We start from the raw sequence: 24,755 nt of genomic DNA, 5'->3' as shown, positions 1-24,755 counted from the left end.
CAAAGTATTACTTGTCAGCTTTTTTTAGTACGATCGCATTTCTTGTTTGACTAATTCGCTCGTAAAATAGTAACTTATCACGACTAAATATATGTAATAAAACATGAATAATAAATAGACCGTTAATTACGAGTTGGAATAATAATATAACTACTAATACTAAAGGTTCTTTAAGATTTAAGATAGAGCTACTAGAAAGAATATAATTGATTCCACCTAAAACGAAATAGAATATACCATAACGGATGAATAGTTCCTTCAACGTAATACGATCTGATTTTCCTTTCACGTAAATACGAAGTAAAGCTTTACCAATTGTCTTTCCATTCGTAAAGTATGGAATGATAATAAAGTAAATAAAGATCGAACACGTTATGAAAATGAGTTCGTATATGTTCGTGTAAGATTGAATATTAGAAACAAAGAAAGAATTTCCTTTGTTTTTAATGACAGGTACAACGATGGATAAGAAAATCCAATCAATTTGCATCGCGATAAAGCGACGAACGAATCCGACTGGTTTCGTTTCTAAATCAATATGACTATCTAATTCGCTTGCTTTCGGAAGGAAGTACGTAAATATTGGTGCAATGATAAAGCCGATTATGCCGCCTAATGTATTTAAAAACAGATCGTCTATATCAAATAAGCGGTACGCACAATTGTATATACCGTATAGTCCAGTCACTTGTGTTAGCTCGAAAAAGAGTGAAAGACAAAAAGAAATACAAATTGTTTGTAAGAAACTACGTCGGAAATAATAACGTAAGTAAATACCGAATGGAACGGTTAATAGAACGTTAAATGCTACTTGTAAAAACGCAGATTCTTTTAATAGGTAGAAATAAGTAGCTGGTTTCGTTAAAATTGCCGAAGTATGATTACTAATTTCTTGTATGAAATAAAATGGTGATAGTTGCATGTGCTGCGTATTAGCCGGTTGTAGGCTACAAGTATCATATGTTTGTGGTAACGGCAAAATCACAAGAAAATAGGCATTTAATAAGTAAAGTAATAATGAGTACAAAATCAATGAACGCCATTTATTTAAATAACCATACTTTCGGTAGTTAAATATTAAAAAAGGTATTAAGAGAAACATTGCTAAAATAGGAAATAAAATAAATGCTGTTTTTACTGGAAATAAATATGCAGTCAAAATGAAGCTCCTTTCAATGAAAATTCGTTTATCATTATAACGTTAAAAGAGCCTAAAAACAAAATTGAAATATTTAGAAATAGAAAAAATTACAAATTTCAATAGAATTAAGTTATACTAAATTTAATATGAGGATATTATGATTATTATAAGTTGAGAGAGGGTACAAGATATGCGATATGAACTTTTTTCTGTAAGTGGGGATCATATTACAACTTTTGAAAGTGCATGGCGTTTTCAGGAGGGAGAACAGATTTTTGTTCATGATGATCAAATAAAACGAAATTTTATTATTATCCGCCTAACGCATGATGTATTTCAACAAAATAAACATGTTATTCGTTTGTATTGTCAAGAAAAGAAAGTATACGCATAAAAAAGCGAGTCATCCTAGTGTAATAGAATGACTCGCTTTTGATTTGCAAGTTTCACTTTATAAGAAAATAAGAGTAAGTACACCTACGATAATGCAATAGAAAGAGAAATATTTTAAATTTCCTTTTGCCATAATGTTCATAAACCATTTTAACGAAATATACGTCATAATAAATGTTGCGATAAATGCAACGACATATGGTACGAATAATGTGTCTAGATTTGGATCTTTTGCAATGTCTGTAATACTTAGTAATAAACCACCTAAGCTAACAGGGATATATAGTAAGAATGAGAAACGAAGAGCCGTTTCCTGCTTCATACCAAGTAACATCGCTGCTACAATTGTTGCACCTGATCGGCTTATTCCAGGAATTAGTGCGCAAGCTTGTGCTAATCCGACAATGATTGCATCTTTCATAGAAAGATCGCCATCATTTTTACGTCCACGCAAGTTTCTAATAATCCAAAGGCCGACAGCGGTAATAAGAAGGGAAATCCCAACCATTTTCACACCTTTTAAGTACTGATCGATGTAATCTTTAAATAAAACACCAATAACACCTGCTGGAATGGTCGCAATAACAAGGTAAATAATAAAGAAGAAATCTGATTTTGCATCTTCTGCTCTTGTAAATATATAAGATAGACCATTCTTCGTTAGACGAATTAAATCATTTCTATAAATAAGTAATACAGCTAATAATGAAGCTGAATTAACAAGTAGTTCAAAGCTAAACCCTTCTATTTTTAGTCCTAGCAAATGCTGTGCTAAAACGAGGTGACCGCTTGAAGAAATCGGAATCGGTTCTGTTAGTCCTTGGAACAGACCAAGAATTAAATATTTTAAAATGTAGTAAAATTGTTCCATAATAACCTCCTTGTTTAATAGTTGAAAGAAACAACTTGTCCATTATAACAAAGATACGGATGAATATTGAGAAGAAATAAATATTCGAAATATAATAAAAATCCCTTATAACAGTATAAGGGATTTTTATTATTAATGAGAACCTACTGTTTCTTCAAGACTTTTCGTTAATTGAACATCGACTTTCTCAGCATCATGAATGTGATTCATAATAGTAGTATTTAACTTTTGGAACATTTGTTGTGTATTAGCGAATTCTCGTAATATATCATCATTACAAGACTTTTGGTTTTCAATAGCTCTAATAACATTAGTAGCACCGTTTTGTAACGTTTGAATCATAATTAAAATATTTTCAATTCTAGCATTTGTATCAGCACTCATTTCTACACCTTCATCGACTAAATGCAAATTATCTTTTGTATTATCGTATGCTTTTTCAATTTCTTCTTGAATTTTTTTCGTTAAGTTACCAATGTTTTTTGTACTTTCTGCTGTACTTTCCGCTAGTTTTCTTACTTCATTGGCAACGACAGCGAAGCCTTTACCGTGTTCTCCAGCACGTGCAGCTTCAATGCTTGCATTTAAAGCAAGTAAATTTGTTTGTGCTGCAATGTTTTGAATGACTTCTACAATTTGCTCGATTTCTTTTGAGCGTTCACTTAAATGATTCATACTATTAGACGTGCGCTGAGATTGTTCACCTAATTTATTAATTACAATAAGTAAACGATGAACAGATTCTTTTCCTTCGTTAGAACAATCAATAATTTCTTCAATAGATTGAATTAAGCTTTGTTCTTTTTGTAACATTTCGTTATTCAATTCATTGGAATGTGTCGTACGTGTTGAAACATTTTCGAAACATGAGCTTAATTGTTGAACTAAACTTTGAAGCGTATTGTGCTGGTTATTTACAAGTTTATGCTCTTGAACAACGCTTTGTACACGATCGTGGATAGAAGAAATGGTCTCTTGTTGTTCAATATCCTTTTGTTTTAATTTTGCTTCAAGTTCCTGGATACGATTTTCTAATTGATCAATTTTATGTTGGAGAGATTTCTTTTGCGTAAACATATATTTATTTCAACCGCCTTTAGAAGTTATATTTTCTCTATATTTGGATTTTAGCATCTTTTATAATTTTTAAATATAGGAATTGTTAAATATTTAAGAATCTATTACATTTTATGCATAATTCCCTTTTTTTCGTCATGAAAAATAAACTGTATTTAATGGTATTGTAAACAAACTGTAAAATAAATCATGTATAACTGTATAAGAAGGGAGTCGGATTATGAACTATTTTAAGCGAATCAGTAGTCTTGTATTAGCAGGCATTATCGGTCTATCTAGTACAGTCGCTGTTAAAGCAGAGTCAAACGACGAGAAACTTAACAACATGCAACAGCAATTGCAGCAAAACGATGCAGATATGCAAAAGAAAGAGCAAGAGAAGCAAGCTGTTAGTAAAGAAATTCAAGGTATCGAAAACGAACTACATAATTTAAATAATACAATTGCAAAAAATAAAGAGGATCAAGCTGCTATTCAACGTAAAATTGATGAAACACATAAGCAGATTGAGCAAAAAAAGGAAGAAATTGTCGTTTTAGAGGATAAAGTCCTTGCTCGTAAAGATATTATGAGGAAACGTATGGTTTCTGTTCAAAACAGTTCAAATACAAGTTTAGTAGTAGAAGTTGTAGTAGAGTCAAAAAACTTTGCAGATTTCTTACAACGTATGAACGCAGTTTCTACTATTCTAGAAGCTGATAAAGAAATTTTACGTCTACAGGAACAAGATCTTCGTCAAATTGAAGCAGACAAGAAAACAATTGACGAAAAAGAAGCATCTTTAGTAGTAGACAAACAAAAATTAGCAAAAGCGCAAGCTGATTTGCAAGATAACTTGAAAAAGCGTCAAGATAACTTACAAACAGTTCAAGCTAAATATAACCAGATTGCAAGCCAACTTAATTTAGCAGCAGAAGAAAAAGCTAAAATTGAGTCAAATATGAAGGCAGTACAAGAAACAATTGCTCGTGAACAAGAAGCAGCAAGAATTGCAGCAGAAGAACGTGCAAAAGCAGAAGCAGCTGCAAAGGCTGAGCAAGAAGCTTTAGCGAAAGCACAAGCGGAAATTGCTGAAAAGCAAAAGCAAGAGAAAGCTAGTAAACCAGCTGAACCTGTAGCAAAAAATACAGAAACAGAGTCTAAGCCTGATACGAAACCAACTCAAGGTGGAAAAGAATTTTACGTAACAGCAACCGCTTATACAGCTGACCCATCTGAAAACGGCTATAAACCGGGTGAAACTGTAAAATCTAGGTTAGGACATAATTTAACTGCAAATCCAAACATGAAATTAATTGCTGTAGATCCATCTGTTATCCCACTAGGTTCTACTGTATATGTAGAAGGATATGGAACAGCAATTGCTGGAGATACTGGTAGTGCAATAAAAGGGCATATTATTGATTTATTAATGCCAAACTCAGCTCAAGCTAATGAGTGGGGTAGAAGAACAGTTAAAGTTAAAATTTTAAATTAATATGCAATCCAACTTTACAATATGTGAAGTTGGATTTTTTTGTAATTATAATGTTAAGTTGAGTTTACATTTTGTTAAGGGTAGCATACAATGGTGGTGAGAGGTGGTAAATTTGACCATTTTAAGTAGAGTGAAGGAATTAAGAGCTCGATTTAATTTTTCGCAAAGTGTATTAGCAGAAAAGGTTGGAGTGACGAGACAAACAATCGCGGCAATTGAAAAAGGAGATTATGTTCCTTCCTTGTTATTAGCGCTTACGATTTGCGATGTATTTCAGTTAAAGATGGAAGATGTGTTTGTTTTAAATAAGGAGGGGGAAGAGGATGAATAAACTTGCTGTTTCTTATATTGTAAATGTGATGAGATTCGTGATTGCTTGTTGGGCATTTATTGAACTCTATTATGCTTGGATAGAGCTGGCAAATATTATTGAAACTGAGAAATTTCCATTTGAAGTAACAATCAATATGATACCATTAGGATTGTTAATAATTGTAGCTATTATAACGTCGATTTTTTATAAATTTCAAAAGAAGAAACATAAAGCTCTCTCTTATTGGATGTATCCATTATTATTTCCACAAGAAGATGAACGGGAAAAAGAAATCACGCAAAAGGCATGCCGGACAACGTTTATTTCATTTTGGTATGGAGTAGTTATTGCTATTGGATTTTTAACACTTTCTCCTGTAGCAAATTTATATATTCCTGGATATCCATTATATATTTTGTTTTTTATGCTTTTTGTTCAAATGACAGTTTTTTATGTATCATTGTACAGAAATAAGTTAGTCTGAAAAGAAACCTTCTTGCACCGGCAAGAAGGTTTCTTTTCAGCTTATACTTGTACATATAGCAATATTATCTTATCATTTTATGTAGAGTAAGATTTTGTAAGGGAAAGGAATTGTATATGAATAAGCAAAGAATTTATAGTATAGTAGCAATCCTCCTATTTGTTGTAGGTGGTGTATTAATCGGCAAGCCATTTTATGATGGATATCAAGCTGAAAAGAAACAGACTGAAAATGTACAGGCTGTCCAAAAGATGGATTATGAAAAACATGAGACGGAATTTGTAGATGCTTCGAAAATTAATCAACCAGACTTGGCAGAAGTAGCGAACGCATCTTTAGATAAGAAACAAGTAATTGGTCGTATTTCGATCCCAAGTGTTTCATTAGAACTTCCTGTTTTAAAGTCTTCTACTGAGAAAAACCTATTATCAGGTGCAGCAACAGTAAAAGAAAATCAAGTAATGGGAAAAGGGAATTATGCATTAGCAGGACATAACATGTCTAAAAAAGGTGTTTTATTTAGTGATATAGCGTCTCTAAAAAAAGGTGATAAAATTTATTTGTATGATAATGAAAATGAATATGAATATGCGGTTACTGGTGTATCTGAAGTAACTCCTGATAAATGGGAAGTTGTAGAGGATCATGGGAAAGATGAGATAACGCTAATTACATGTGTATCAGTGAAAGATAATTCTAAACGTTATGTTGTTGCTGGTGATTTAGTAGGAACGAAGGCGAAGAAGTAAAAAGAAGGTCAACTCTTTAAAGAGTTGACCTTCTTTTTTACTAATGTTAAGAAATAATAGAATATTTTAGTTGATATTTAAGTATTTTTCTATTTATGTATAATAAAGTTAGAATTCTATATTTTGGGAGGAACAAGAGTGAAACAACAGGCGAAAAAACTTCTTTTAACAACAAGTGTAGCATTATTAGTAGCTCCAATTTCAGTCTATGCGCATCCAGGGCGTACAGATGCTAATGGTGGGCATACATGTCGTACAAATTGTGAAAAATGGGGATTACAGTACGGGGAATATCATTATCACAATAAACCAGCTTCTAGTAGTGGTGCAACGAGTCCAGCTCCTAGTCAAAATAATAATGGTGCTGTAGAAGCTGAAAGAAAAGCAGCAACACAGCGCAATGCAGAGGCTGAAAAACAACGTGAAGCAGAAGCACAGCGTAAGGTAGAGGAAGAGAAACAACGTGCGGCAGAAGAGCAACGTAAAGCTGAAGAGGAGTGTCAACGTGTAGCCGAGGAACAAAGAAAAGCAGAAGAGGCACGTAAGCGAGAGGAAGCACAGCGTCAAGCTGATATGGAAAAAGGACAGCTTGAGGGACAAAAGGATGGAGAAACTGATTTTAAAGCAGGGAAAAATGATACGGAATCACATTTAGCTGGAAAATCAGATACATATAAAGAAGCTTTTAAAACTGCTTATGTTGCGGCATGGTCTTTAGAAGAGCAGAAGAAAACGCATTTCGAAAAAGGAAAAGAACAAGGTTTAGCGCAAGAGGCAATGGATGATAGTCAAGTTGTCCCAGAGTTTAAGTCGAACTTTGCAGACGGATTCAAAGTAGGGAATAAAGAAAGAACAGAAAGAATTGAAAAAGAGCAAGCTGAACTAGGAGAGAATGCTGGTAAGAAACTAGCTGAGAAGAATCCTGGAAATAGAGAGAAAGATGTATACGTGAAAGCATATGAAACAGCGTATGAAAAAGGCTATAAGTCTACAAAAAAGGCAGTGGAAAAATCTGGATATAAGTATGCATTTGAGAACTATGATTTGAAAGTTCCTGCTAAGTATGAAAAGAATGAATCGTTAAAGAAATGGTTTACTGAAGGATTTAAATCAAATAAAAAAGCAGCGGAAATTCGAGAGGAAGGATATAAAAAGGGAGATAGCTGGCTCTCATTCTTCTATAAAAATTTCGTGCCAAGTGAATATAAAGAACATAAAGAGCTGTATGAGCAAGCTATAGAAAAAGGTAAGAAAGCATAAAAAAGATGAGGGGAAATCCCTCATCTTTTTTTAATCCATCCATTTCACTAATTTCTTAGAAATTAATAATAAAACACAACCTAATACAATTGCTACAGCGCCAATAACTGTAAATACTTCAGCATATCCAAGTGAAGTTGTGAAGCTTGCAAGTTGTCCACCTAAAATGTTGGCGATTCCTGAGCTTGCTAACCATACTCCCATTAATAAAGAAGCAAGTTTTACTGGGGCAAGTGCACTAACCATTGATAGTCCAACAGGTGATAAGAATAGCTCACCTAACGTATGGAAAAGATACGTAAAGACGATAAATAGTAAGTTTGCTTTTTCTGCAATGTTATGTTCATCACTACCTGTTTTTAATGTAGCAATAACGAGAATGATATAACCGATACCGAGCAAGATCATACCAAGTCCCATTTTTGTTGGGATTTTTAGGTCCCCTTTTTTTCTAGTTGCAAGTTTTGCCCATAATGCCGAAATGACTGGAGCAAGTAAAATAATAAATAATGGATTGACCGATTGGAACCAAGATGTTGGAACTTCCCATCCGAACACAGAGCGGTCTACAAATTTGTTTGTATATAATGTTAATGAACTACCAGCTTGTTCAAAGCCAGCCCAGAAGAAGACAACGAAGCATGTTAAAATGACGATAACTGCAGTACGTTGTTTTTCTTTTTTTGTTAACGGTGTATCTCCTACTGATGGTTGTCCATCTGTTGTTTGTAAATCGCGAGTTGGTTTTTTACCGATATCACCAAGGAAGCGATTTGATAGTGTTGTAAATAAAATTTGTCCAATGATCATTCCGATTGAAGCGGCTAAGAATCCGTAACGGAATCCGTAATGTACAACGCCATCAACCGTTGTTTTGAATAAATTTTCTGATAAAAATCCGCAAACGAGTGGAGCTAAAAATGATCCGACATTAATACCCATATAGAAAATGGTAAATGCACTATCACGTTTTGGATCGTTCTCTTCGTATAATTCCCCAACCAGTGTAGAGATGTTCGGTTTGAAGAATCCGTTACCGATAATAATAAGCGCTAATCCGAGGTATAGGCCGACTTGGTTTTGTAAGGCAAATAGTGTAAGATTACCGATTGCCATTGTTATACCACCAATTGTGATCGCTTTTCGTCTACCTAGAAAACGGTCTGTTAAGTATCCACCAATCATTGGTGTGAAATAACAGGCTCCAGTATAAAATCCGTAAATAGAGAGTGCCCATGCGGGACTAAACCCAAGACCACCGCTTACTAAAGCTGTCGTTAAATATAATGTTAATAATCCTCGTAATCCATAGTAACTAAATCTTTCCCACATTTCTGTAAAGAAGAGTAAGTATAAACCGGGAGGATGTTTCTTTTTTCTTTGTTGTTCTCTTTCTAGTTGTATCGCTGATTCCATGTTATTTTCCTCCTGACACAAACAAAAACAAAGTTAATAATTTTGTACATTTAATATTTTACCTTATTAACTATTATAAGTCAATAAAGGTTGATTTTTCAGAATAAATTGGAAAAGAGGGATAGCTATAGAATGGGTGTTTCTTTTGTGTTAGACTATGGACTATGTTTTCTTTGTAAGGAAGCGGGTTTTTGCACTTTTTATATGTGGAATTGATTTCATAAAAGATGAAATTAAAGAAGGAGAAAGAGATGAAATTGTTACAGAAAAAAGAAATTTTACTTATTAGTCTTATGTTATTCTCAATGTTCTTTGGAGCAGGGAATCTTATATTCCCGCCTTTTCTTGGGTATGAAGCAGGAGAACATGTGTGGATTTCATTAGTAGGATTTATTATATCAGCAACAGGTCTTCCTATATTGGGAGTTATTGCGATTGCGAAAGCAGGAAGTTTTCAAACGCTAGCGGGTAGAGTTCATTCTTCATTCGCCATTATTTTTCCGTGTATCGTGTATTTATTTATTGGACCAGGCCTTGGCATTCCGCGTGCAGGAAGTCTAGCTTTTGAGATGGGACCGGGTCAGCTATTCCCGGAAGCAGGTAGCGTAATCTTATTATGTTACACAGTTGTTTTCTTTAGTATTGTGTACTGGTTAAGTTTATCACCGTCTAAATTAATGGGGTTGTTCGGAAAGGTTTTAACACCGTTATTATTAGGTATGATTGCTCTTATCTTTATAAAAAGCATGTTTACATCAGTAGGTAGTGTGAAAGAGGCTACTGGAAACTATGGACAAGCACCTATGTTCCAAGGGTTTTTAGATGGATATTTAACGATGGATGCATTAGCAGCTTTAATTTTTGGGATTGTGATTGCAAATGCTCTTCGTGCAAAAGGTATTGAAGATGATAAAGGTTTAGCGAAATATATGAGTATTGCTGGAATTGGTGCAGGACTATTATTATCTATTATTTATGTCATACTTGGATATGTTGGTTCAATGAGTGGTTCATTGGGGACATTTGATAATGGCGCGCAAGTGTTAGCACAAGTGATGACTACATTATTTGGACAAGGCGGAGTCGTTTTATTAGGCCTTATTTTTACGATTGCGTGTTTATGTGTTTCAATCGGGCTTGTTACATCTTGTAGTCAATTTTTCGCAAGTGCATTTCCAAAAGTAGCGTATAAAGTTTGGGCATTTATCTTAAGTTTTGTTAGTATGATTTTAGCTAATTTAGGATTAACACAAATTTTAAAAGTATCAGTACCAATTCTTGGATTTATTTACCCAGTTGCACTAACGCTTATTATTTTAGGGCTATTTCACAAGTATATTGGGAAGTATGTATGCATATATCCAGTTACAATTGTAATTGTAGCGGTATTTAGTGCAGTTGATATTTTCAATAAAAATGTAATGTTGAATCAGTGGGCATCAGTATTAAAATACATTCCGTTTTATACAGAAGGTGTTGGGTGGATTGCTCCAGCTATTATAGGTGCTTGTATTGGTGTTATCGTGAGTAGTGTTTTAAATAAGAATAAATAAGTAAAAGGTGTTTTCCTATTTCGGAAAACACCTTTCTTTTTTTGGAAAAATAGCATTGGAAATGAATAGACTAAGAGTATGATAAAGGTAATTGGTAATATATAGGTTGAGTGAAAAAATTAGTGGTGAGGGGGGAGTATATGAAGGAGGATTTAAATAAAAAAATAGAAGCGCTCGAAACGGCAATTGAAACAATGCAAGAAGCGCTTTTTGAATTGAAAGCAAAACAAAGAGGAATAAAAGTAGAAAATGCTCAGCAACATGTTAAGACGGAAAAGAAAGAATATATTGAAACGGTAATGGAAGAAAAAACAAAAGAAGAAGTAGTTACAATAAAAGAGCCTGTGCAAGAGCGTGAGGTAAAACAAGTAGATATAGCTGTTTTTAAACCAGAACCATTTAATATTATTAAGTTTTGCCAAACGTGGTTGCCACGCATATTTGTCGGTATTATGTTACTTGGAGTAATCTGGTTATTTAAAGCAGGGGTAGATGCTGGACTATTAACACCAGCAATACGAATTATGTTTGGTATTGTCCTATCAATCGGTTTTTATTATATAGGGGATATTCAAATTAAACGAGAGCGGCAAGCGTTAGGGTTAGTATTAGCAGGAGGAAGTATTACAGGTATAGTTTTAACGACATTTGCGGCACATTATTTATATGGATTTATTCCAGCGAACGTCGCGTTTCTATGTAATATCGTATGGGTCATTTTAGGTATTTATATAGCGAAGAGGTATCAATCGGAATATCTTACTATCTTCGTAGCGGTAGGAGCTTTCTTCGTGCCATTCTTATTAAATAGTACGACTCCTAATCCGTATATTTTCTTTGGATATGAGACGATACTAACGCTTAGCTTATTATGGTATGCGTTGAAAAATCGTTATCAGTATTTATATATGATTTCTTATGTTGTCGCTGCTATTGTGCTTTTTGTTTTCTTTGCTGTTATGTCAATGTTAGTAGAGGATTTGCAAGTCCAGTTAACAGTAGTATATGGTTTGATTCACTTACTATTATTTTGGCATATGTTTACGGAGAGAAGTTTTATAGTAGAACCACGCTTGGCGATATTTAGTGCGAATGCAGTCTTCTTTATAATAGCCATTTCAAGAATACCTGAATTTACAACATGGGGGTTAATGATAAGTGCACTCGTGCACGCTATTATGTTCGTGTTTGAATATAGGAAGAATAGACATTCTACATTTACAGATCTTTTATTTGGTTTCGCAATGGGAGCATTTAGTTTAGCGATTTTATATGAGTATAGTTTAGTGAATGCAGCGATTGTACTATTATTACAAGGTTTCCTCGGTATGGTGACTTCTATTAAAGGAAAACAACAGATAAAATTGTATGTTAGTGCGACGGTTTACGCAATTGGAATGATACAGACTATTTTTAGTCCGTTTGATCAATTTATTTCGGCAGGCTTTGTTGCTCATCTTATTTTAATAGGAACATTCTATTATTGCATGAGACAAGCGAAAGAAGTATTAGCGAGCTTTGGCAAGTACATGTATTCTATAATACTCTATTGGTTTATGGTGATTGTATTTATTACAATTACGAGAATCGGTGAAGTTTTGTCCACAGATGGAAGCATAATAAGTGTATCCGTATCGTTATTATGGATGGTATATGCATTATTTGCAGTTTGGTTTGGACGGAATAAAAATATGAATGAAATATTATATGCCGGCTTAGTCGTGTTAGTCGTAACGATAGGAAAGTTATTCCTTCTAGACTTACCAGAAGTTTCAATGATGATTAGGGCAGTGTTATTCTTAATCGTAGGAAGTATAGGTATCGTTATTTCAAGAATGTTTTTCTCAAAAGAAGAGAAGTGAGAAGAAGGCCATCCGTATAAGGATGGCCTTTTTCATTATTTCTTATTAATCGTTACAGCTTCATTATATTTCGCTGTTGTATTTTGGCGTAGACGAAGTGTTGCTTGTCCAGTCGTATTTGGATCGATTTGTACGTTCACAATTTTTTCAGCAGAACCTAAGCTATTTGTTGTGAAAGAAAATGCACTACTATATCCGAAAGTAGATGGCCAAGTGCCGTTTGTATTTTGAACTTTTGCTACTTGTGTACCGCCAGTAGTAAATATACCTAAAGAATAATTATTGTAGGTTGTGTTTGGTAGTAAGTTATTTACTTGAATTTTGATTTGGAACACTTCATTGTTTGGTAGAGTGCTAGGGTGTGTAACTACGTAGTCATTTGCTGTTACTGCACCGTTATAGCCATATGAACCAGGTTTAAAAGTATTTGTATTAAACCATTGATAACCTGCATTTGGCGCACTCCAAGGTTCAGGTTGTGGCTCAGTTGATAAGCTTGGTTGTTCAAATGTTTGTAAAGTGGTAGGTAAATCAAGTTGTAAACCATTTACTTGGTCTAAACTTGTAAATGTTTCTTTATTTGATAGCCAATTTACGATATTTTCTAGTAAGATCGCATCGTTTTCTTCTTTATATCCATCGTAAGTTTTCTTTGTTTGGCCAGAGTCTTCACGAACGTATTTTGGCGTAGCATCTTCAACAGGAGAAGAGTCTCCAATAAAGGCAGCTTTTCCAAGTCCTACTTTTGCGATAGCAGCATAAGGACCTTCTGCAACACCACCGCCGTTATACACACCGCTATCAACAGCGTTATTCCATTTTGATGGGTTTTCTGGAAGATAAACAAGTCCTTTTGCTAGTTTTGGATTTGTAATTGCTAAAGTAGAACCAGCATGCATTGCTACAGATGAAACCCCTTCTGTAATTCCGAATGATTGTTCAGGTGATACAATATTTTTAGCGGAAACATCGCCGATTGCGTTATAGCGGAATCGAATACCGAAGTTGTCAGATAGCCAATCAGAGCTTTCTACTCCTTGCATAGCTTGTGAATTGGCTTCTTCGTTAGACATTCCTTTTGCTGGATTATCCCAAGCACCGCGTCTATATCCGTTAAATACTTCAGAAGAGTCCCACCGATTTTTATTACGATCTGCATTATAATGATCGGCAATGAAGAAGATACTACCGCCATTTTTCACGTATTGTAACATAGCATCTTGTTCAGATTTTTTGTAAGGAATATTTGCTTCTGGAACGATAAACACATTGTAGCCTTTTAAATCTTCGTATGTAATCGGTGTTGATTTACGTAGTTCTTTTACATGATATCCGTTTTGGGCAATGCCGTTTCCGAAATCAGAAAAGCCACCATCAATAACCCAGTCAGCTGTCCCAGCCGTTTGACCGTGTGTATTATCGAATAATACTTTCTTCCCATTGTTTTGATTTACAACTTTTGCAGCAATTTCAGGAGCTGGGTCTACAGAGCTTTCGGCATAAGTAGATGGTATGAACGAACCCCCTATACTTAGTGTAATTGCTGTTGCTAAAGAAAATGTAATCCATTTTTTATTCTTCATAGAAGAATCCCCCTAATAATAAATATATGTGCTTTAATAATGTAATTTATTTTTCTGTAAAAATAAAGACGGAAAACATAAAAAATATTAAAAAATTGTAAAAATACCGTGAATTTTGTTGAGAAATATTTATATAGATATAAAAACATCCCTTCCAAGTAATAAGGAAGGGATGTTTTGTTTAACTAATTTTTGAATTAGGTGTTTCATCAATTTTATGAAAACCTTTCATGTAATACACAATAGCTAAACCAATAAGCCAAATTGGGCCAACAATCAATGCAATTCTTGTATCTTCTGAATACGCCATTATACATAAGACTAGTGCAAGGAAAGCGAGTGAGAAGTATGAACTTATTGGGTATAAAGGCATTTTATACGATAACTTTTGTTTGTTTTGCGCAGGTAAACTTTTACGGAACTTGATTTGAGCGACTAATATAATGCCCCAAGTCCAAATTGCTCCGAAAGTTGAAATACTAGTGAGCCATGTAAATACCTTTGCAGGTACAAGATAGTTTAATATAACGCCAATGAGTAAAACGATTGCCGTTGCTACAATTCCTTGACTTGGAATGCCATTTTTATTTAAACGACCGAATCTTTCAGGAGCTTTTTTCTGCTGAGCTAATGTATATAGCATACGGCCTGTACTAAATAAACCACCATTACAAGAAGAAAGAGCTGCTGTTAATACGACAAAGTTAATAATTCCTGCTGCTTTTGCGATACCGATTTGTTGGAATGTTAATACGAATGGACTTCCTTTTTCACCAAGTTCGTTCCATGGATAAATTGCCATCATAACGAATAGAGCCCCAACGTAGAACAGTAATATTCTCCAAAATACGTTATCGATTGCTTTTGCGAGTGTTTTTTTCGGATTTTGAGCTTCACCCGCTGTAACACCGATTAATTCAACGCCTAAATAAGCGAATAACACCATTTGCATGGAGAGGAGTAACCCAGAAAAACCATTTGGGAACCAGCCACCATGTGACCAAAGGTTTGAAATACCAGTGGCGATACCACCGTTTCCGAATCCGAATAAAATAATACCAGCTCCGACTACTATCATACAGATAATTGTGACAATTTTAATGAGAGCAAACCAAAATTCAAGTTCTCCAAATACTTTTACGGATAAGAAGTTGAAAGCGCTCATTAATAATAGAGCGAGTAACGCCCAAGTCCAGCGCGGAATATCTGGGAACCAGTACTGCATGTAAATGCCAGCAGCCGTAATTTCAGCCATGCAAGTAACAACCCATAAGAACCAGTAGTTCCAACCGGTAATATAGCCAGCTAGTGGTCCAATATAATCATATGCATATTTACTAAAAGAGCCAGCAACAGGTTGTTCAATTGCCATTTCTCCGAGTGCTCGCATAATGAAAAAAATAACGAGTCCAGCAATCATATAGCCTAGTAAAATAGAAGGGCCAGCTAGTTTAATAGCAGAAGCAGATCCTAAAAATAGTCCAACGCCAATAGCTGAACCGAGTGACATTAAAGTAATATGTCGTTCTTTTAAACCGCGGTTTAAAGTTCCAGATTTGTTTGTGTGCTGCATAAGAAGAATCCCCCTTGTAGAGTGAACGATATTTGAATGCGTTTACTAAATATTTAACTATTTCAAATTATAAAACATTTCTATCTGTTATGCTACAAAAATAATCATTATTAACTGTACTACATCTGTGCTTGTCAGACTTAAACTTAAAATTCGAACTATTAGCGAATATATTGACTCTTCTTTTTATTGATTGTTAAGATTAAGTATTATATTTTCTCACATACTAGTAAGAAAAGAATGTGTGATAATAATTCAGATGTAGGAAGGGTACATAACCATGTTTCAATTACAAAAATATAACACTTCTGTGAAGCAAGAGCTTTTAGCTGGCATCACAACTTTTTTTACATTTGCGTATATTCTTGTCATCAATCCGAAAATATTATCTGATGCAGGTGTACCATTTGATCAAGCTTTTACGGCAACTATTATTGCGACTGTTGTAGGGACGCTATGTATGGCGTTTTTAGCTAACTATCCGATTGTTATTGCTCCAGCTATGGGAATGAATGCGTATTTTGCTTATTCTGTTGTTCAACAGGCAGAGGGGATTACATATGTCATTGCGTTTTCAGCAGTATTTGTAACAGGTATCATTTTTCTTTTATTATCTTTCACTTCATTTAGGCAAAAGCTAATTGTCGCAATTCCTGACAGTTTAAAACATGCAATTGCAGGTGGAATTGGGTTATTTATTGCTTTTATTGGATTACGTCTATCTGGAATTATCGTTGATCATCCATCTAACTTAGTTACGATTGGTGATTTCCATTCTCCAGCCGTTATTTTAACTTTAATTGGTTTGATTTTGGCGGCGGTATTAATGACATTGCGTGTGAGCGGTGCATTATTTATTAGTATGATTGTGACAGGAATTATCGCCTTCTTTACAGGGCAGCTGAAGTTTACGGATAAAATTGTTGCGATGCCTCATTTACCAGAGGGGATTATCGTTTCAAATCCAATTAACGCCTTTTCAGATGTAATTGAATACGGATTATATGGCGTTGTATTTTCATTTTTACTTGTACTGTTATTTGATACAACAGGAGCATTACTCGGTTTAATTAAACAAGCAGGTTTAATTACAGATAATACAGAGAAACGTTTTGGTAAAGCATTTATTGCGGATGCAATTGGCGGTACTACAGGCTCTATCTTTGGGACAAGCCCAACAGCAGCGACGATCGAATCGTCAGCTGGTATTGCTGCAGGTGGTAAAACGGGATTAACAGGTATTGTAGTAGTCGGCCTAACGATTATAACAGCATTCTTTAGCCCTGTTATTGCTTCTTTATCAAGTGTAGCCGCTATTACAGCTCCTTCATTAATTATTGTAGGTAGTTTAATGGCACAAAGTATTCGTGATATTAATTGGAATGAATTTGAAGATGCATTACCAGCATTTTTAATTTTTGTTGGTATTCCGTTAACATCTAGTATTGCGAATGGAATTGCAATTGGATTTCTAGTGTATCCAGTCTTAAAAATTGTGAAGGGGAAAGGGATGGAAGTACATCCGCTACTCTACTTATTTACAATTTTATTTGGATGTCATTTATTCTTATAATATAGATATAGGAGAGGGGGCTTCTTATGAGAGGCCCCTTTTTTGTGTATAATAAAGTGAAACTATAATCAGTCACGCAAAATATAAATTACTTAATGGAATATATATGTTACAATATAGATGGAGGGGGAACATGAATGGCTGTAAGTAAAATAAAAGTCGCGCGTGTTCAGTTAGATTTAACACAGCAACAATTAGCAGAAAAAGTAGGAGTTACAAGGCAAACGATTAGTTTAATTGAGAAGGGGAAATACAATCCATCGTTAGATTTGTGTTTGAAAATTTGTTATGCGGTAGACAAAACATTGAATGATTTATTTTGGGAGGAAGAGGAGTGAGGGAATGAGAATCATGAAAGATGAACGTTTAATGATTGAGGGGCTAAAACATATTAGGCTCGTTTTCATCTTACAAAATATTTTCATACTAGGTATTGTTTTTTACCGCTACGTTTTGCAAGATGCAGGATATGAAAGTGTTTCGGATTTATTAATGGTGTTTATGGGCGGGATCATAGTTATTAACTTTTTAAACTTGAAAAATTCAGTGGAAGTGTATGAGCATACAGGGGGAGTACCACGTAGTTATTTTATGAAGCTATTATTCGTTCCAGTAAGTATTGTTATTGGAATTTTAGCTATTTGTATCTTTGTAACACCAGATATTTCAATAAAAGAAATTAGTATGACAGGACTTATTATGTTTGCTTGTTTTTTAGTTCCTAGCCTGTTTATATACATATATATGAAAAAAATAAAAAGTGAAGATTGAAATATAAGAAAAGCTTTCCCGTATTGAGGAAAGCTTTTCTTATATTCTTTTATAAAGTACTTTATGAAGGCCAATTGGTTCAATTTCAAAGATTTCACCATGTTCTTGGAAACCTAAGCGCTTGTAATAGTCAGCTACAGTAATTCGGCCATTACACCATAGCATATTTGCTTGACGCTCTTGTAAGATTTGTTCTGCTTTCTGAATTAAGGAGCTTCCAGCGTGGTTGTTTCGAAATTCAGGTAATGTGGCCATTCCTCGTAGTCGATAATGAATACCTGTAGGTAGGTCAGGATATATTTCTTTTGAGAAGGAAGCGATACTAATCAGTTTATCATTTATAAATGCTCCTAAGTGAAAGCTGTCTGTTTCATAGTCGGAAGGGTATTTACAATCTGCTAATGTTTGACTCGGGCGCAAAATTTTTTGACGTAATACGTAAGTTTCAGATCCATCAATATTTTTCACGGTAATCATATTAACATCCTTTCTTATAACGCTTTTTCTGTTAATTGTATAAAGAAATAGGCAGGGGCAGCGAAAAGCCCGAGTATGCTAGTGGTTCCGAGAAGGAGTGAAAGTAAGAGGCAAGAGTATTTTATTCCATTTGACTTTTTCCATCCGTAACTACAAATTTCAATACTAACACCGATGAGAATAATGGCCACGAGTATTTCGGCTAATAATAAGAGAGCTAAAGTTATAATAGACATAATGTAATCCATCCTCATAATATGTGATAGTAACATTTTACCATATGAAATGGAAAAAAATGCCCCTCAATTATGTGAGGGGCATTTTTTATTCTAATATGTTTTTTAGTGTATCGATATGTTCTTTTGAGCCTGTTACAAGTAATGTATCACCGTGTTGTAGTCTTGTATCACCATGTGGGATTAATGCTTTATTCCCACGATAAATTTGAATGACTAGTACATCACCTAAAAACGGAAGGCGACGAAGTGCAACGCCGTTATATTTATTGCTCCGTAGTTCAACTTCACGGACTGTTTCGTTTGCTGTTGTAATTAAGCGAACGAGACTCGGTTTATCAATTAGCGCACGTAATAGAATACGTGTAGAGTTAATTGTTGAGAATACGGCGATATGTTCTTGTGTTGCTTTTTCTTGTAGAAGTGGATCTTCTACACTTGCAATAACATGTTCAACACCTAGTTCTTTTGCGTGTTCTGCTAATAGTAAGTTTTGTTCATCATCGCTTGTTGCAACAACAACTCGGTCTGCATGAAAGGCTGTTTGTTCAGTTAACGATGCGATTGTGATGTCATCTAATTTCACGATAGGGAAGTCATGTGATTTCGCTTCCTCATCATTTATTTTGTTTTGACGCATCATATATAGTGTTACGTCATAATCTTCTCGTTTTAAATCAAGTGATAACGGAAGGGTAATTCTGCTCGCACCAATAATAGAAACTTTTGGTTTTTGCGTTTCTACTTTTGGGAACATCTTTTTAAATAATATAGGCGCAAAAATACAAGTAATAACTGCGCTTAAAATAAGGGAAGCAGATAAACTTGGACTGATGATCCCTAGCTTTTCACCAATTTGTGCAGCTGCAATAACTAAAGAAAGTGTCGATGTTAATAAGATGGCACTCCCCAGTACGATATTACGTGGATACCATTTTCGTAAAACGAGTGATGGTAACAGCTTTGAAATAAAGAGTCCTACAATTAGAATTGGAATCATTAGCATACTAGAAGGCTCTTTAAAAATAGACCAAACCTCTAAATTTACACCAACCATTACGAAGAAAATAGGAATGAAGAAACCGTATCCGATAGAATCCAGTTTTTCAACCATATCTTCATTTGGTGATAATAATGATACGAGTACACCTGCTAAGAAGGCACCTAAAATATTTTCAGCTCCAACGGATTCAGATAACCCAACTAATATTAAGATGAGTGCAAAAACAGCTCGTGTATCAATTTGTACACTTCCAGCTTTTAAGCTATCCAAGTATGGAATATTTTTAAAACGTTTTGCAACGAAGTAAATAACAATACCAGCGCCGAATAGAAGAAGAAGGAGCCACATGCTTTGGCCGCTTTCGGAATTTAATCCGACGAATACAGCGAGTAAAATCATTGTAACTAAATCCGCAATAACAGCGACTAATAAAATGATTTGCCCAATTGCTGTTTTTCCTAAGTTATTCTCTTTTAATGTTGGTACGACAACACCTAAAGAAATTGTTGAAATGATTAAAGTCATAAACATTGCATTATCTACAAATCCTAGCCATACGAATAGTAGTGATAGGGCATAAGATAAGATGAAAATAAATAAGAAGATAATACTTGCTGCTTGGAATGTGTTTGGTTCGTTTGTCGTGTTCTTTTTCCCTTTTTGTTTAAAGATAGAAAAATCAATTTCTAAACCGCTTAAAAACATAAGAAAGATAAATCCTAGTGTCGATAAGACTTGAAGCCACATATCTGGCTCAATAATATTAAACCCACTTTTACCTACAAAGATTCCTGCGATGATTTCTGCAACAACGACAGGAAGTGCTTTTAATTTAAAGCGTTGTAACAAAAGGGGAACGAAAAACGCGATTGCAACGACAACCATAAGTGATAGAACAGAAGTGTGATGTTCCATTGCGTTCTCTCCCTTCAAATAAATATAGTACCTATTTAGCCATATAATAGGTAGAAAAGCAACGCATATGGATTCGATTTCATAAAGAAAGAGTTTTCTTAACATTTGTCATAATAAGTATATTTTTCATGATTCTGTTGTTAATTCCGTAATGTGGATGTAATAGGAGAGGGAATAAAAAAAGACTGCTGAGGAATCTCAGCAGTCTTTTTCATGTACATTACATTGAGAAGAAGATCCATACAGTTAAACCAACTGTTGCAGTTGCAACGAAGAAACTGTAAATCATAGTAAGAATTTGAACTCTTCCTTCTCCTTCTTTTAAATGCATGAACATAATTAATTGTAACAACGCTTGCGCAACAGCCATTATGATAATGGTAGTTAAGATCGTTGATAGTGGCAGGTTTGTGTAAAGTGCCACGTATAGAGCTAGAAACGTTAGTGCAAGCGATAAAATAAATCCGAAAACGTGTGACCAAGGGAATCCGCTATGCGCATGCCCGTTTGCTTGGTTGTTATTTTGACCCATTTACGCCACCATCCCGTTCAAGTAAACTAGTGTGTAAATAAAGACCCAAACTAGATCAAGGAAATGCCAGTATAAGCTGATAATGAATACTTTACGAGCTGTAACTGGTGTTAAACCTCGTTTTAAAATTTGGATAATAACACAAATTGCCCAAATGATACCGCCTGTTACGTGGGCTCCGTGTGTTCCAAGAAGAACGAAGAATCCAGATAGGAAGGCACTTGTTTGAATTGTTGCGCCTTCACCAATATACATAATGAACTCTTCAATCTCGAAGAATAGGAAGCCTGCACCTAAAAGTAATGTAAGGACGAACCATCCAAGCATTGCTTTTTGGTTGTGCTTACGCATTTCGTGAATCACGATACCACATGTGAAACTACTTGTTAAAAGTAATAATGTTTGAATTAAAAGCGTTTTAAGTTCAAACAGTTGTGCTGGTGTTGGGCCATCTGCCGTACGACCAGCGAGTACTAGATAAGAGGCGAAAAGTGTTGCGAACAGCATAATTTCAGCCCCAAGAAAAATCCAGAATCCTAGGATATTCAATCTGCTTTGTTCGGATTGATATTCCAAAGGTAAGCTTTTATCTAAAGCCGCCATATCATTTCACCTCTCATGCTACATGTTCTGATTTTTTAATTTCATCAACACTAATATAGTAACCTTCATCGTAATCGAATGAACGATAGATTAAGCAAGCTAAAATACCAATGCCGCCGATTGCTGCAAGCCAGAACCAGCTAAATACTAATGCGAAACCTGCAAGACCGAAGAATAAAGACGCAATAATAGGCACACCAGAGTTACTTGGCATGTGAATTGGTTTGATATCTTCTGCTGCTGGTGTAACTGTTTCTCCGCGTTTTTTCATGTACCAGAAAGCATCAGCTTCTTTGATTTCAGGAAGTTGCGCGAAGTTGTAATGTTGTACAGGAGATTGAGTTGCCCATTCAAGTGTACGGCCGTCCCATGGATCTCCAGTTGTGTCACGTTCACCGTGACGAGCACTCCAAATTACGTTGTAACAAAGAAGTACGAAACCAATACCCATCATTACTGCGCCGACAGATGCGATTTGGTTTAGCCATCCCCATCCAAGGCTTTCAGAGTAAGTGTACATACGACGAGTCATACCGTCTAAACCTAAGAAGTACATTGGGAAGAAACAGATGTTGAATCCGCTCATAAAGATCCAGAATGTCCATTTACCTAGGCGTTCATTTAACATATGACCAGTCATTTTTGGATACCAGAATGTGAATCCAGCAAGCATAGCGAATACTGTACCTGCGATTAATACGTAGTGGAAGTGAGCGATTAGGAAGTAGCTGTTATGGTACTGATAATCAGCTGCTGCCATACCAAGCATAACCCCTGTAACCCCACCGACTACGAAGTTTGGAATAAATGCCAATGACCAAAGCATTGGAACTGTAAAACGAATACGTCCTTTATACAGTGTAAACAACCAGTTAAAGATCTTAACCCCGGTTGGAATCGAAATCGCCATTGTCGAAATCGAGAAGAATGAGTTAACCGCTGGACCTGCACCCATCGTGAAGAAGTGGTGAAGCCATACGACGAAACTTAGTAAAGAAATTGCAACCATTGAGTATACCATCGCACTGTAACCGAATAGACGTTTACGTGAGAATGTACTAATGATTTCAGAGAAAATACCGAATGCCGGTAAAATAACGATATATACTTCAGGGTGACCCCATACCCAGAATAGGTTGGCCCATAACATTGGCATACCGCCGCTCGCCATCGTAAAGAAGTGAGCATCGAATAGACGGTCAAATGTCATTAATGCAAGAGCAACTGTTAATACTGGGAAAGCGAAAATAATGATAATCGTTGTAATTAAGATTGACCAAGTAAACATTGGCATTCTCATTAAAGTCATACCAGGTGTACGCATTTTTAAGATAGTAACAAGGAAGTTAATACCTGTCATTAACGTACCGAGACCTGAAATCTGTAATGCAATTGCGTAGTAGTTATTTCCTACACCAGAAGTAAACTCTGTACCTGCCATTGGGAAGTAAGAAGTCCACCCAGCGTCTGGAGAACCACCGATTACGAAAGCGATGTTGAATAACATTGCTCCGACAAAGAATAACCAGAAACTTAAAGCATTTAAGAACGGATATGCAACGTCACGAGCACCAATTTGTAATGGTACTACAAGGTTCATTAATCCCATAACGAATGGCATCGCCATGAAAAGAATCATAACTGTACCGTGTGTTGTGAAGATTCCGTTATAGTGTTCAGCGTTTAAATAAGTTGTTTCTGGGAATGTTAACTGTGCACGGATCATTAAACCGTCCATACCACCACGGAATAACATAATAACCGCAGAGATAATATACATGGCCCCAATCTTTTTATGGTCAACAGTTGTTAACCATTCGTCCCAAAGCCATTTCCATTTTTTATACTTTGTTAGTACGAAAATGATTGCTAATGTCACAAGAACGATAGAAGCGTCTGCACCGTAAATAATCGGGTCACCTGTGACAAAGAATTCATCAAGCTTCACTGTGTTCACTCCAATCTGTTGGAATTATAGCTATTATTTTTTGTTTTTGTAGTAGTTGTAATCACAATATTCAAGTGATTTTGGATCTACATAACTTAAGTGATGGCTAGAGAATGTCATACGACCAACTACACCAGGTTTAACAATTTCGTTGTACTTATCTTCTGTTAGTTTAGGAGCAGTTTGTTGTACTTCTTTAACCCACTTGTCATATTTCTCTTTAGTTTTTGCTTCAACTTCGAACTCCATGTGAGTAAATCCTTCACCAGAGAAGTTCGCGCTACGACCTAGGTAAGAACCTGGCTTATCAGCTTGTAAATAAAGGTCCATAATCATGCCATCCATTGTGTACTTCATACCACCAAGTTCTGGTACCCAGAAAGCATTCATTGGGCCGACAGAAGTCAGTTTGAATTGAATTGGTACACCAGCTGGGATGTTTAAATAGTTAACGGTTTCAATTTTTTCCTCTGGGTAACTGAATAACCATTTCCAGTTTGCAGATGTAACATAAATCTCCACTGGTTTAATATGTTTGGACTCTTTCGGAACCTCTTCCGAAGCATAAGTTGCTTTTACTGTTGGAATCGATAATGCGATAACGATAATAACAGGAACAAGCGTCCAAATGATTTCTAATAATGTGTTACCGTGTTGTTCAGGTGGCTCATAGTCCATATTCTCTGGTTTTTCACGATAACGAATCAAGATGACTGTAAACAAGATGAATACAATTGCGATAATTAATGACATAAGCAAGAATGACCAAACAATTAAATCATACTGTGCTTTTGCAACAGGTCCTTGCGGATTTAATACTGCGAGTTTTTTATCACAGCCACCGAGGAACAGAAGTAATGATAACGGAAGAAGCGAAGCCAACTTCCAAAACGCTTTCTTTAGTTGCACGATTGAAAATCTCCTTTCTCCTTGGATTGAAACTAT

23 protein-coding genes and 1 pseudogene are annotated in these 24,755 nt (G+C 35.3%); 11 read left to right on the top strand and 13 right to left on the bottom strand.

Going from position 1 to position 24,755, the window contains the following annotated elements:
• Positions 1 to 7: 7 nt before the first annotated feature.
• Positions 8 to 1,159, bottom strand: a complete 1,152-nt coding sequence (locus AC2CGR_RS25040) for a VanZ family protein (protein ID WP_087967019.1) — start codon at positions 1,157 to 1,159, stop codon at positions 8 to 10.
• 172 nt (positions 1,160 to 1,331) lie between these two features.
• Between AC2CGR_RS25040 and AC2CGR_RS25035 the strand changes: the two genes are divergently transcribed.
• Entirely contained in the window at positions 1,332 to 1,535 is a 204-nt protein-coding gene (locus tag AC2CGR_RS25035) for a hypothetical protein (RefSeq protein ID WP_001268330.1), read from the top strand.
• A 57-nt stretch (positions 1,536 to 1,592) separates the two neighbouring features.
• Here AC2CGR_RS25035 and AC2CGR_RS25030 read toward each other — a convergent pair whose 3' ends face one another.
• Positions 1,593 to 2,405, bottom strand: coding sequence for an undecaprenyl-diphosphate phosphatase (locus tag AC2CGR_RS25030; RefSeq protein ID WP_000434784.1), 813 nt, complete (start codon positions 2,403 to 2,405; stop codon positions 1,593 to 1,595).
• Between the two features lie 132 nt (positions 2,406 to 2,537).
• Positions 2,538 to 3,041 (bottom strand): annotated as a pseudogene (locus AC2CGR_RS25025) (methyl-accepting chemotaxis protein); the annotation flags it as partial.
• A gap of 661 nt (positions 3,042 to 3,702) precedes the next feature.
• Here AC2CGR_RS25025 and AC2CGR_RS25020 point away from each other — a divergent pair.
• From AC2CGR_RS25020 to AC2CGR_RS25000, 5 genes are all read left to right on the top strand, one after another.
• Complete coding sequence (locus AC2CGR_RS25020) at positions 3,703 to 4,959, top strand: 3D domain-containing protein (RefSeq protein ID WP_087967015.1); 1,257 nt, start codon at positions 3,703 to 3,705, stop codon at positions 4,957 to 4,959.
• A gap of 112 nt (positions 4,960 to 5,071) precedes the next feature.
• Positions 5,072 to 5,290, top strand: coding sequence for a helix-turn-helix transcriptional regulator (locus AC2CGR_RS25015; RefSeq protein WP_240588821.1), 219 nt, complete (start codon positions 5,072 to 5,074; stop codon positions 5,288 to 5,290).
• Positions 5,283 to 5,756 (top strand): DUF2178 domain-containing protein, encoded by a 474-nt coding sequence (locus AC2CGR_RS25010; RefSeq protein WP_001037094.1) that lies wholly within the window; start codon positions 5,283 to 5,285, stop codon positions 5,754 to 5,756. The genes AC2CGR_RS25015 and AC2CGR_RS25010 overlap by 8 nt, the downstream gene beginning before the upstream one ends.
• A 116-nt stretch (positions 5,757 to 5,872) precedes the next feature.
• Complete coding sequence (locus AC2CGR_RS25005) at positions 5,873 to 6,505, top strand: class A sortase (protein WP_001041721.1); 633 nt, start codon at positions 5,873 to 5,875, stop codon at positions 6,503 to 6,505.
• A 138-nt stretch (positions 6,506 to 6,643) separates the two neighbouring features.
• A complete protein-coding gene (locus tag AC2CGR_RS25000) occupies positions 6,644 to 7,765 on the top strand; it encodes a YHYH domain-containing protein (protein ID WP_484481322.1) in 1,122 nt (373 codons plus the stop codon).
• Between the two features lie 30 nt (positions 7,766 to 7,795).
• Here AC2CGR_RS25000 and AC2CGR_RS24995 read toward each other — a convergent pair whose 3' ends face one another.
• A complete protein-coding gene (locus AC2CGR_RS24995) occupies positions 7,796 to 9,181 on the bottom strand; it encodes a peptide MFS transporter (RefSeq protein WP_087967010.1) in 1,386 nt (461 codons plus the stop codon).
• A gap of 251 nt (positions 9,182 to 9,432) precedes the next feature.
• On the opposite strand from AC2CGR_RS24995, the gene brnQ1 reads away from it, so the two are divergent.
• Both brnQ1 and AC2CGR_RS24985 read left to right on the top strand, forming a co-directional pair.
• Positions 9,433 to 10,734: a branched-chain amino acid transport system II carrier protein BrnQ1 gene (brnQ1, locus tag AC2CGR_RS24990; protein WP_087967008.1), complete on the top strand. Its 1,302-nt coding sequence runs from the start codon at positions 9,433 to 9,435 to the stop codon at positions 10,732 to 10,734.
• A gap of 140 nt (positions 10,735 to 10,874) precedes the next feature.
• The gene (locus AC2CGR_RS24985) at positions 10,875 to 12,596 is read left to right on the top strand and encodes a DUF2339 domain-containing protein (protein ID WP_484481321.1); all 1,722 of its coding nucleotides are present in this window, start codon (positions 10,875 to 10,877) and stop codon (positions 12,594 to 12,596) included.
• Positions 12,597 to 12,631: 35 nt separating this feature from the next.
• Here AC2CGR_RS24985 and AC2CGR_RS24980 read toward each other — a convergent pair whose 3' ends face one another.
• Both AC2CGR_RS24980 and AC2CGR_RS24975 read right to left on the bottom strand, forming a co-directional pair.
• A complete protein-coding gene (locus AC2CGR_RS24980) occupies positions 12,632 to 14,179 on the bottom strand; it encodes a DNA-binding protein (RefSeq protein ID WP_087967003.1) in 1,548 nt (515 codons plus the stop codon).
• 181 nt (positions 14,180 to 14,360) lie between these two features.
• Positions 14,361 to 15,752 (bottom strand): amino acid permease, encoded by a 1,392-nt coding sequence (locus tag AC2CGR_RS24975; RefSeq protein ID WP_087967002.1) that lies wholly within the window; start codon positions 15,750 to 15,752, stop codon positions 14,361 to 14,363.
• 280 nt (positions 15,753 to 16,032) lie between these two features.
• Between AC2CGR_RS24975 and AC2CGR_RS24970 the strand changes: the two genes are divergently transcribed.
• From AC2CGR_RS24970 to AC2CGR_RS24960, 3 genes are all read left to right on the top strand, one after another.
• Positions 16,033 to 17,325 carry an NCS2 family permease gene (locus AC2CGR_RS24970; protein ID WP_000487209.1) on the top strand — a complete coding sequence of 431 codons (1,293 nt, stop codon included), beginning with the start codon at positions 16,033 to 16,035 and terminating at the stop codon, positions 17,323 to 17,325.
• Between the two features lie 137 nt (positions 17,326 to 17,462).
• Positions 17,463 to 17,663, top strand: coding sequence for a helix-turn-helix transcriptional regulator (locus AC2CGR_RS24965; protein ID WP_000301181.1), 201 nt, complete (start codon positions 17,463 to 17,465; stop codon positions 17,661 to 17,663).
• Positions 17,664 to 17,667: 4 nt separating this feature from the next.
• A complete protein-coding gene (locus AC2CGR_RS24960) occupies positions 17,668 to 18,096 on the top strand; it encodes a hypothetical protein (RefSeq protein WP_131101405.1) in 429 nt (142 codons plus the stop codon).
• A 39-nt stretch (positions 18,097 to 18,135) separates the two neighbouring features.
• Here the strand turns inward: AC2CGR_RS24960 and AC2CGR_RS24955 are convergent, their stop codons facing one another.
• From AC2CGR_RS24955 to AC2CGR_RS24925, 7 genes are all read right to left on the bottom strand, one after another.
• The gene (locus AC2CGR_RS24955; protein ID WP_000633755.1) at positions 18,136 to 18,573 is read right to left on the bottom strand and encodes a GNAT family N-acetyltransferase; all 438 of its coding nucleotides are present in this window, start codon (positions 18,571 to 18,573) and stop codon (positions 18,136 to 18,138) included.
• A gap of 14 nt (positions 18,574 to 18,587) precedes the next feature.
• Complete coding sequence (locus AC2CGR_RS24950) at positions 18,588 to 18,845, bottom strand: DUF4022 family protein (protein WP_131101407.1); 258 nt, start codon at positions 18,843 to 18,845, stop codon at positions 18,588 to 18,590.
• Positions 18,846 to 18,897: 52 nt separating this feature from the next.
• Positions 18,898 to 20,727 carry a monovalent cation:proton antiporter family protein gene (locus AC2CGR_RS24945; protein WP_484481320.1) on the bottom strand — a complete coding sequence of 610 codons (1,830 nt, stop codon included), beginning with the start codon at positions 20,725 to 20,727 and terminating at the stop codon, positions 18,898 to 18,900.
• 220 nt (positions 20,728 to 20,947) lie between these two features.
• Positions 20,948 to 21,259 carry a cytochrome aa3 quinol oxidase subunit IV gene (gene qoxD / locus AC2CGR_RS24940; RefSeq protein WP_000531379.1) on the bottom strand — a complete coding sequence of 104 codons (312 nt, stop codon included), beginning with the start codon at positions 21,257 to 21,259 and terminating at the stop codon, positions 20,948 to 20,950.
• Positions 21,260 to 21,862, bottom strand: coding sequence for a cytochrome aa3 quinol oxidase subunit III (gene qoxC / locus AC2CGR_RS24935; protein ID WP_000729317.1), 603 nt, complete (start codon positions 21,860 to 21,862; stop codon positions 21,260 to 21,262). It abuts the gene before it with no gap.
• 13 nt (positions 21,863 to 21,875) lie between these two features.
• Positions 21,876 to 23,810 (bottom strand): cytochrome aa3 quinol oxidase subunit I, encoded by a 1,935-nt coding sequence (gene qoxB / locus AC2CGR_RS24930; protein ID WP_131101411.1) that lies wholly within the window; start codon positions 23,808 to 23,810, stop codon positions 21,876 to 21,878.
• 33 nt (positions 23,811 to 23,843) lie between these two features.
• Positions 23,844 to 24,719: a cytochrome aa3 quinol oxidase subunit II gene (locus AC2CGR_RS24925; RefSeq protein ID WP_001176167.1), complete on the bottom strand. Its 876-nt coding sequence runs from the start codon at positions 24,717 to 24,719 to the stop codon at positions 23,844 to 23,846.
• Positions 24,720 to 24,755 lie beyond the last annotated feature (36 nt).

This window comes from Bacillus sp. LSHTCR4 (assembly GCF_057197025.1).
The sequence above is the reverse complement of the archived record's forward strand: the minus strand, read 5'-3'. Positions and strand labels throughout refer to the sequence as shown.